Origin of the sequence: Nostoc sp. WHI (genome assembly GCF_015714725.1) — a bacterium.
Classification (GTDB): domain Bacteria; phylum Cyanobacteriota; class Cyanobacteriia; order Cyanobacteriales; family Nostocaceae; genus Nostoc.
On record NZ_WBKM01000359.1, the window covers coordinates 1 to 9,906 of the forward strand.

The 9,906-nt window shown below is 41.5% G+C and carries 6 protein-coding genes, 1 pseudogene and 1 CRISPR repeat array; of the genes and pseudogenes, 5 read left to right on the forward strand and 2 right to left on the reverse strand.

The window, feature by feature from the left end; translation table 11 throughout:
- Positions 1–603 precede the first annotated feature (603 nt).
- From F8S12_RS37035 to F8S12_RS37045, 3 genes are all read left to right on the forward strand, one after another.
- Positions 604–1,761, forward strand: coding sequence for an XdhC family protein (locus F8S12_RS37035; RefSeq protein WP_196521317.1), 1,158 nt, complete (start codon positions 604–606; stop codon positions 1,759–1,761).
- A gap of 9 nt (positions 1,762–1,770) precedes the next feature.
- Entirely contained in the window at positions 1,771–2,340 is a 570-nt protein-coding gene (locus tag F8S12_RS37040) for a Uma2 family endonuclease (protein ID WP_196521318.1), read from the forward strand.
- Positions 2,341–2,514: 174 nt separating this feature from the next.
- Positions 2,515–3,129, forward strand: coding sequence for a nucleotidyltransferase family protein (locus F8S12_RS37045; protein ID WP_196521319.1), 615 nt, complete (start codon positions 2,515–2,517; stop codon positions 3,127–3,129).
- A gap of 123 nt (positions 3,130–3,252) precedes the next feature.
- Here the strand turns inward: F8S12_RS37045 and F8S12_RS37050 are convergent.
- Both F8S12_RS37050 and F8S12_RS37055 read right to left on the reverse strand, forming a co-directional pair.
- Positions 3,253–4,518: pseudogene (locus F8S12_RS37050) on the reverse strand (YifB family Mg chelatase-like AAA ATPase); the annotation flags it as partial.
- 211 nt (positions 4,519–4,729) lie between these two features.
- Positions 4,730–6,928, reverse strand: coding sequence for an ATP-binding domain-containing protein (locus tag F8S12_RS37055; RefSeq protein WP_196521320.1), 2,199 nt, complete (start codon positions 6,926–6,928; stop codon positions 4,730–4,732).
- Between the two features lie 242 nt (positions 6,929–7,170).
- Here F8S12_RS37055 and F8S12_RS37060 point away from each other — a divergent pair, with 242 nt between their 5' ends.
- Complete coding sequence (locus F8S12_RS37060) at positions 7,171–7,524, forward strand: hypothetical protein (protein ID WP_230968535.1); 354 nt, start codon at positions 7,171–7,173, stop codon at positions 7,522–7,524.
- Positions 7,525–8,279: 755 nt separating this feature from the next.
- Positions 8,280–8,456 carry a hypothetical protein gene (locus F8S12_RS42585; RefSeq protein WP_442946854.1) on the forward strand — a complete coding sequence of 59 codons (177 nt, stop codon included), beginning with the start codon at positions 8,280–8,282 and terminating at the stop codon, positions 8,454–8,456.
- Between the two features lie 449 nt (positions 8,457–8,905).
- Positions 8,906–9,905: a CRISPR direct-repeat array (repeat unit 36 nt; unit sequence GTTTCCATTAATTCCACTTCTCCGAAGAGAAGCGAC).
- The last annotated feature ends 1 nt before the right edge of the window (position 9,906 follow it).

A 9,906-nucleotide genomic window follows, 5' to 3' on the forward strand; every position in this document is an offset into this window, starting at 1 on the left:
CTTCGACCTTTGAACTCGGAGCTTCGACCTTTTAGCTTGGAACTCCGACCTTTGAACTCGGAACTTGCAGAATTTTAAAAGAACAAGTGAAGATTTTGTTTGAACGGATATGAAATTACAGCAATTTTCAGGTAAGTAGACCACGCGGTAGGGGTACAACATTGCTCAATTGGTGTCCACTTCAGATCAAGCACTGAAATTTATCGTCGTTTTAGATCCCCCAACCCCCTTAAAAAGGGGGCACAAGATTCTAGTTCCCCCTTTTTAAGCTACCGTGTACACACAAGTCATCAAATTACCAGAAATCCTTGGAAAACCTCACCCTGTCCTGGCGGACATCCCTCTCCTTACTAAGGAGAGGGACAGGTTTTGCGTAGCATAACCAGGGTGAGGTTTTGAGAAAGACTTGTGTGTACACCGTAGCTCTTTTTAAGGGGGGTTAGGGAGGATCAAAAAGCTAGGTGATACATCGAAAAATTTTCACTCTTCTGATAAGACTAGGCTCTCACGTTAAGTTGACACCAATGAGTTGCGTGTTCCTAAAACAAATGTGGTTCAAATACACGAAAACTGCTTCTCCATGCTCCAATCCCGTAATTCGCAATGAAAGAGCTACACGCAATTTTAAAGGCATTTGAAGAAAGTCAGCACAATGCTGAACCAGTATTTCTTGCTACTGTTGTTAATGTTAAAGGCTCTACCTATCGCCAACCAGGTGCGCGGATGTTGATGACAGAAGCAGACCAAATAGTAGGAACGATTAGCGGTGGTTGCTTGGAAAAAGATGTATTTGAGCATACTCGCTTCTCAATGCCAGATAGACAAGCGATAGTTGTGACATACGACACTACTGCTGATGAAGATATTGTCTGGGGCTTTGGGCTTGGCTGTAACGGAGTGGTGCAAGTCCTGATTGAATGTCTAAGCGATCGCTCACTTAACCCTGTTGCTTTCATTAAACAATGTTTCTGTAACCAACAGCAAGGGATTATTGCAACTGTTTTTGGTGTAGAAGGCAAAGTTAACATTAAAGTTGGGGCACGTTTAATGCTCAACCTAGACGGTAATGTAACCACTGATATCAAAGAAGATTCTTTGACTGTTTTCCTCACTAAAGACGCTCAAATCGCCCTTGAAACTCAACATTCAACTGTCAATAAATACCAACTGTTATCAGGTAACGTTGATGTTTTTATTGAAGTTATCCAACCGCCCCCACGCCTAATAATTTTTGGTGCGGGTTATGATGCTGTACCGACAGCACAGTTTGCCAAAGCTTTGGGCTGGTATGTTACCATTGTCGATTGTCGAGCTAGTGAGGCAACTAAAGAGCGTTTTTTAATGGCTGACGAGGTAATTCTCACTCGTCGAGAGATTTTACACAAACAGATAACAGTGGATGCGCGCACTATTGCTGTGGTGATGACTCATAATTACCTCGATGATTTAGAAATCCTAAAAATACTAATGCCATCTCCTGCAAGCTACTTAGGCTTTTTGGGGGCGAAACATCGCACTGAAAGATTACTTCGAGATTTACGCGCAGAGGAAGTAAATTACACTACCGAACAGCTACAAAGGTTATATGCTCCTGTGGGTATTGACATTGGAGCAGATACACCTGAAGCGATCGCCTTATCTATCATCGCTGAGATTCAAGCTGTGCTGTCAAACCGTTATGGTGGCTTTTTAAAAGAACGTGCTTTACCAATTCATCAAAGGAATGAAGGCAAGGAAACTCAGTTAGTAATTAGTAATTAGTGAGAGTTTATGACTGCTTTAACTTTACAATTACCTGCTAATCTCAAATTTACCGATGAGGAATTTGAACAGATTGTTGCTGTTAATAAATACTTGCGATTGGAATTAACTGCTGATAGGGAATTAGTAATCATGTCACCCACTGGAGGAGAAACAGGTAATCGAAATTTTGATTTATTAGGTCAACTATGGTTTTGGAATAGTAAAAATAATTTAGGGAAAGCTTTTGATTCTTCTACTGGTTTTAAACTTCCTAATGGTGCAACTCGTTCCCCTGATGCTTCTTGGATAAAGATGGAACGGTGGGATGCTCTCACACCAGAACAAAGAAAAAAATATCTCCCGTTGTGTCCAGATTTTGCAGTAGAATTGGTTTCTGAAACTGATGATGTGGAAGATACTCAAGCCAAGATGCAGGAATATTTAGCAAATGGTTTACAACTTGGTTGGTTAATTAATCCTAAAAGGCAACAGGTAATAATTTATCGTCATAATCAAGCACCTGAAGTTTTACAATCTCCTATCAGTTTATCTGGTGAAGATGTTCTTCCTGGTTTTATTTTAATACGCTTGGGTTGAGATCCCCCCGCCTCCGGCGACCCCCTTAAAAAAGGGGTAAAAGAGATATTAGCCCCCCTTTTTAAGGGGGATTGGGGGGATCTCCGAACACTAACTATCACTAACCCAAGCGTATTGGGTTAACCAATTTTCGGATAAGAGACTTCAAAAAAAGCTTTGTTCCTTGTTGTAAAAATGACAGTCACCAATTCCAAAGTAGAAACGGCTGAATTAAATGTTGCGATTATTATTCTGGCAGCAGGTGCATCAAGCCGGATGGGTAAGCCTAAACAACTTTTGCCTTACCAAGGAGGTAGTTTACTCAAGCATACAATTGAGAGTGCGCTCGCTTCAGTATGCAAACCTGTAGTAGTTGTTTTGGGAGCAAATGCCCAACAAATACGTTCTGAAGTTACACAGCCTTCTGTACAGGTGGTTGAAAACCCACAATGGAATTTAGGAATGAGTACTTCAATTCGTAGCGGAATTTTATCGCTTTCAACCGTAGATGCAGCAGTGATTGCTGTTTGTGATCAGCCGTTTCTTTCTTCTGAAATTATCAATCTTTTGGTTGAAACATATCATTCCACAGGAAAACCGATCATAGCTTCTCAATATGCAGAAACATTAGGCGTACCTGCTTTGTTCAGCCACATATTTTTCTCAGAACTAGCAGCGCTAGAAGAGACTGTTGGCGCAAAACATTTGATTAATAGATACCTCAACGAAGTGTTCTGCGTTCCATTTCCATTAGGTGCAGTTGATATTGATACACCAAAGGACTACGAACAACTGCAAGCAACTATCTAGTCCAATACGGTTTGGTTAAGACAAGAGACGGCGATTTATCGCGTCTTTCCAATATGACAAAATTTTATTATTAGTGAGATTTTTAAGGCTTTTTAACAAACTTAAGCCATCATAACAAGATTCCTACTGCATTCTATCGATTGTCCGGTACTGAATTGCTTCTGCTACATGATTGCTTTTTAGCTCATCTTCTGCCGCTAAATCTGCAATAGTTCGTGCTACTTTGAGAATGCGATCGCTTGCTCTTGCCGATAAACCTAATTTTCTAATTGCTACTTCTAATAAATTGCGACTTGCATCATCTAGCTTGCACCATTTTTGAAGATGAGAACTCTGCATGTGAGCATTGCAACGCAGATTTGGTTCTCCTTGGAAGCGGGTAATTGCGCGATCGCTTGCTTGTTGAACTCGTTGTAGCACTGATGTTGATGCTTCTCCGGTAGGTTGTTGGGTAATTTCTTCTGGTTTTAAGCGATTCACTGCAACTTGCAAATCAATTCGATCCATTAACGGCCCAGAAAGTTTTGCCCAATATTGCTCGCGTTGCCGGGGAGAACAAGTACATTGTTGGATGGTATCGCCATAGTAACCGCATGGACAGGGATTGGTACTCGCCACCAAAGTAAACTGCGCCGGAAACGTTACCGATAATTTGGTGCGGGAAATTGTGACATAGCCATCTTCCAAAGGCTGACGCAGAAATTCTAAAACATCTCGTTTAAATTCCGTAAGTTCATCTAGAAAAAGTACACCTCGGTGAGATAATGATATTTCCCCAGGACGAGGAAAGCTACCGCCGCCAACAAGAGAAGGCCCGGATGCTGAGTGGTGAGGACTGCGAAAAGGGCGATCGCGTACTAACGAACCACGATTTTTCAATAAACCAGCCACCGAATGAATGCGAGTCACTTCTAAAGATTCATCAAAACTCAGGGGCGGTAAAATTCCTGGTAAGCGCCGTGCTAACATGGTTTTGCCACTACCAGGTGGCCCAACAAATATTAAATTATGTCCGCCAGCAGCAGCAATTTCTAAGGCACGACGCCCATGAGCCTGTCCTTTAACATCGTGCAAATCTGCGCCAGGGTAGGATACTGTTGCTATCTCCGTTGTGCCATCTATTTGCACAGGTTTGTAACGACCCGGATTATTTAATAGGTTTACCACATCAGACAGATGTTTGCAACCGTAAACAGCCAAGTCTTTAACTACTACCGCTTCTTGGGCATTATCAGCAGGGATAACTAAACCTGTAATTCCCATTTTTTGGGCTGCTGCTGCGATCGGCAAAACACCAGCCACCGGACGTAAACTGCCATCTAGAGAGACTTCGCCCAAAAATAGATAATCCCCCAACAAATCAGCGCTAACTTGCTCAGAAGCCGCCAAATGTAGAGGAATAATACGGTTGAACAATTTGAGCGATTTAAAAGCTTATGCCTGCGTATGCTACTAAAAAATACGGTTGAACAATTTGTCCAACTGCTTAATATTCCTTCATATTCAATGAATAATACGATACAACAATTTCTTTAAAAGCTTGTACTGCAAGTATTTCAAGACTAGACATAAGTCTGTTTTTGATTGATACTGCTTAAACTCATTCGCTCACATCACGCTTGGGACGTTGGAACGTGAAGGTAAAAGTGCTGTCACTTTGTATAACCTGACGAATCTCGTTGTACATTGGATAGTTGCCAATACCGCTTAAATAAAGCCAACCACGAGTTCTGGTCATCGCAGTAAAAAGTTGGTTGCGTGCAGTAATATTGCTTTCATTCCGGGCAATGTAATCTAAGCCAACAACATAAACTACGCTTGCTTCATTACCCTTAGCACGATGAATTCCTGCTATTGTCACGCTATCTGGATTCCAAAAACGGTTTGGAAAAACATTTTGGCTATTATTCGGAAAACAATTAATTGTTGGTGCAGTCGGAATATAATAATTAATTCCCACATCCAAAAGATGATTGGCAGTTTGTTCTTGGAGCCTTTTGGTTTCAAAACTATTCCCCAAAACAATTACTAAAATATCCTGACTGGGATTTAGCTTTTCATCTTCAATATTATGCTTAATGCAATTAGCCAAAGCTTTAAGTTCGGCTTGCCGAGAACTGTAAGATTGAAACGATATCAGTTCTTTATCCCAAAGGGTCTGTATAGGATTGGGTGAATTTTCCTGGGGTCTTGTTAAAGTAACAGTTGCTCCAGGAATGCGAAAATCTCCTTGGGTTACTTGATAGCCAATTCGCTCCCAATCTTTTTTGTTGGTAATTCCTGCCAGCATTCCTTCGGGTCGCAATAATCCCATACCCAAGGCTTGGGCAGCAGCGAGAATACACCTGGGAGTGCGATACGAACGTTTTAGAACGTGAGCTTTTCTAATCTTGCCAAGGTAGAATCCCCCACTACTACCGCCGATAATTTGACTGAGTTCGCTTCCCAAAACTTGCTTTGAAGTAGGAATTACTAAGCTGTTTAGGCTTTGTGCTTCATCATAAGCCCAAATTAACCGTCGCAGTTCTGGTGTGTTTGCCTCTGGCGATCGTAAGGCTTGATACGCCATCCAATAAAATGGTTGTTTGCCTTGAAATTTCAGTGCATCGTCATCAATGATTAAATCTTGTCCTTCATCAATCAAGATGGCATCAAATTGTGGTGCTATTGTTGCAACTTCAAGCAAATCTCGACACGCAGCAGCTAAAGCCGTTTCTGGAGTGAAATTGGGGAAATGGCTCACATTTTTAGGTTGCACACGAGAAGCTTTACAAATCGTGCTGTACAGTCCTGGTTGGTTTGTTCCACCCCAAGCGTGCAGTATTTTAAGTTTTGAACTTTTCGCGTTGTAGCAAACTTCACCACCACTAAAATAGCGCAACCACTGATCTACGAGTTCGATAATTAAGTTATAAAGACTACGGGTAAAAAATACTAAAGCAATATCCCAATCCGAGTGACGTAAATGCATCCGCGCCGCCTTCTGGCATAGCAAAAGTGTTTTACCTGAACCTGCCGTACCTCTAATGCGCTGTGGCCCTGGAGGTATTTGCATTCCAATTTCGGTTTGCTGCCAGTCAACGTCGCTAATCCACTCATGCAGGTGAGCAATAGCTTGACTACGCGGTGACGGTGTAGTGTTTTGGATGACTGGAGGCGTTTTATCTGGTATTGGAGAGACAACTTTTTTAAGTAACTGCTGCCACTGCTGGTCGTTCAAAGTTGAAGCAGTGTGACGAATAACCGTAGCATTATTAGCAATGTAATCGAGTAAATCTGGTTGCCGTTCTAAATCATCTTTGAAGATAATCGGTGGGCAGGCTAGATGGTTATCGTCAAATCCTTTACCTCTCCAAGCACGGCGTGTAATTTTTGGTAAAGCTACAATAACTCTTGCTGCAACCTTGTTGTTAAGTAAAAAATTTTCGTCGCAGCGATTTATGATAGCAAACGCTTGTTTTTCAGCTTGCTCAATGGGAGCGAGGTATTCCTTATAAAAACTAGGTATCATTTTCCATCGGTTAGCCTCAACATTCTTGATATCACTAATACCGATAGATTTCACTTCGATGATGGCTAGCCCCAAATCCTTACTAACAAGTAAAATATCCATCTCGCGGCGACTTCGTTCTTCCTGGGAGAAAGCGCGGTAGCCCCATATTGCAATACCTTCTCCTTGGGTCAAGTTCTGACGAAGTGTGTCCCAGACGATTCGTTCACCTTGATAACCTGCTCCACCAGTTGACTCGGTTTCAATAAACTTCCAAGTAACAACTTGGTTATTGGTAGCTGTAACCATAAATATAATTAATTATTTAAATGCTGGGATTTTAATTTAAGAATAAGCTAGAAATCTGTCTTGAAAAGTTCATACAACAATTAATTATTTTTAACTATTAAATTCTCAAATGTCCAGACCAGAACAATTAATTAAATATTTATAGATATTTGATAAATCATCTCAATTATTGGGAAGACTAAAACTATCCTTCTCCCACCATAAATATATTTAATGGGCGTGCCTGGATAATGAAGAGTCTTTTGAAAATCCCGTCCTTACTGCTAAAACTGATAAAGCCAAAATCTAATAAGCTTGAAATCGAATGCTACGGTCAAAGCGATAGTGGACTTGAGACGCAACAAATTCAGCAGATTATGGAGTGGCTGTTTGCGAGTCTAATGAATGCAAGATACCTTGGTAGGTCGCATCTGATTTGGGATTTAGGCGAACAGGACTGGAACAAAGTGGCGCTGACAGGGCTTCTGAGAGATGAGCCAGTATTTTTATATCGTTGTAATGACAGACCTTCTTTACCACCAGAACACTGCTACTGGCGCTTAATGGCAGAATATCCATCTTTAAGAATTTATCAGTTGGAAGTTTTGGAGCAGTAAATTCTCATTTGATTATTTAGTTGTTGTTTTAGTGACGGCGCAAACTTGAGGAGAAGCAGCGGAGAAATAAAAAGGGAAGCTTTCGGACCTGTTGTTTCTATTGATTCGTCTCCACTAATTATGTGGAGACGAATTGTATATTTCAGTTTATCGAGTAGGTTGATAAGTTTCCATTAATTTACCTCCACATCACATAGTTATTGGAGACCACACGATGATAAGTTACCACGCTAACAACGACTTATTTCCATTAATTCGACTCCACACAGTTAGTGGAGACTACTGGTACTGTCCCCGCGGATGTTCAGACTGCGGTAGATAAGTTTCCATTAATTCGCCTCCACATAGTTAGTGGAGACATTTGGAGGTGTAATTTTGGAGGAAGAGAAAGTAAGTTTCCATTAATTCGCCTCCACATAGTTAGTGGAGACTTAAAAATCTAGTCATAGGTAAGGATGAATACATCGTTTCCATTAATTCGCCTCCACATAGTTAGTGGAGACTTATTGTGGGTAATTTCTTGGGATTGGTAAACACCAGTTTCCATTAATTCGCCTCCACATAGTTAGTGGAGACGTGAGCGAAGTTGGTTGGTTACGTGTCGTAAGTCAAGTTTCCATTAATTCGCCTCCACATAGTTAGTGGAGACTTTGGCTATCTGCCTGACACTGGCGACATGGATTTAGTTTCCATTAATTCGCCTCCACATAGTTAGTGGAGACTTCTTTTTCTAACTCTACATGGGAGTGTATAGCATGTTTCCATTAATTCGCCTCCACATAGTTAGTGGAGACACCAGCAGTACTCAGCCCTTACGGGGATATGTCCCGTTTCCATTAATTCGCCTCCACATAGTTAGTGGAGACTCTACCGATGATGTTAGCTACTCTTTCTACCTTGGAGTTTCCATTAATTCGCCTCCACATAGTTAGTGGAGACAAGCTTAAGGTATCTTCCAGTCTCAAGAATGAGATTGTTTCCATTAATTCGCCTCCACATAGTTAGTGGAGACTAATAGTTTATTGGGTAATCCTGTTGGCAGGATGATTGTTTCCATTAATTCGCCTCCACATAGTTAGTGGAGACTGCTGGGGGCTAGAAGCCATAAAGTAAAGGACTTACAGCGCCCATTTTCGTGAATCTGATCCAAAAGTACTGTTTCAGCTATTGCCTGTCAAGTTTCCTTTTGAACAAAAATACTTTAAACATGGTCAGTATAAGCTTTTCAGGTTTTCCGCGAACCTCCTTTGGGTTTGCAATCGCTCAAGAATAGTTGCAGTAGGGGTTTGAGGCTCGAAAATTGGCATCTTTAAAAAAACAGCTAGGGGTTCGCGGATTTTCCTACGGTCAGCTATGGTCAAATAGGTGATGGCACTACATTGTTTCCATTAATTCCACTTCTCCGAAGAGAAGCGACCAGGATCTCAGAGATTTGCAGAACACTACCAACGGTTTCCATTAATTCCACTTCTCCGAAGAGAAGCGACTCTTGCTGCTTATGTAACTGCTATGGATGCTTTACCTACTGGTGTAGGGTTTCCATTAATTCCACTTCTCCGAAGAGAAGCGACGTATGGATGGAGTTTAGACCAAATCGGTAAACTCACGTTTCCATTAATTCCACTTCTCCGAAGAGAAGCGACCGTGTAACTGGTAAGACATTCCCTAGTGCTGAGAAGTTTCCATTAATTCCACTTCTCCGAAGAGAAGCGACCCTATTTAGACGATGTGGACGGCGGCGTGGGTGAAGTTTCCATTAATTCCACTTCTCCGAAGAGAAGCGACTCCAGGTGCTTTAGGGTTAGTTTTACCGCCACAGGGTTTCCATTAATTCCACTTCTCCGAAGAGAAGCGACTCTTGGAAGTTTAAGAATTTTTGTCAGGACATGACAGTAGTTTCCATTAATTCCACTTCTCCGAAGAGAAGCGACTTCAGTAGTAATGTTGGTCACTGATTTTGTTTGCAGTGTTTCCATTAATTCCACTTCTCCGAAGAGAAGCGACAATCTCATAGCACTTGACCCATATCGTGCATACGGAGAAGCGGTACAGTTTCCATTAATTCCACTTCTCCGAAGAGAAGCGACAACGACATTTGATAGCAAAGCAGAATTTGATTGCTACTTGTTTCCATTAATTCCACTTCTCCGAAGAGAAGCGACCAACTTTGTTTCATCTCAACCTACAGACTACTGGGAGTTTCCATTAATTCCACTTCTCCGAAGAGAAGCGACAATTTAACGATGTTAGGGATGATAAATTGCTTATTGGGGTTTCCATTAATTCCACTTCTCCGAAGAGAAGCGACCTTTTCTATAATAAAATCCCCCTAGATAAACCCATGCGTTTCCATTAATTCCACTTCTCCGAAGAGAAGCGACA

Excerpts from the sequence above, each read along its gene's own strand:
- F8S12_RS37035 (WP_196521317.1), top strand. The coding sequence starts at position 604 with ATGAAAGAGCTACACGCAATTTTAAAGGCATTTGAAGAAAGTCAGCAC.
- F8S12_RS37040 (WP_196521318.1), top strand. The coding sequence starts at position 1,771 with ATGACTGCTTTAACTTTACAATTACCTGCTAATCTCAAATTTACCGAT.
- F8S12_RS37045 (WP_196521319.1), top strand. The coding sequence starts at position 2,515 with ATGACAGTCACCAATTCCAAAGTAGAAACGGCTGAATTAAATGTTGCG.
- F8S12_RS37055 (WP_196521320.1), bottom strand. The coding sequence starts at position 6,928 with ATGGTTACAGCTACCAATAACCAAGTTGTTACTTGGAAGTTTATTGAA.
- F8S12_RS42585 (WP_442946854.1), top strand. The coding sequence starts at position 8,280 with ATGTTTCCATTAATTCGCCTCCACATAGTTAGTGGAGACACCAGCAGT.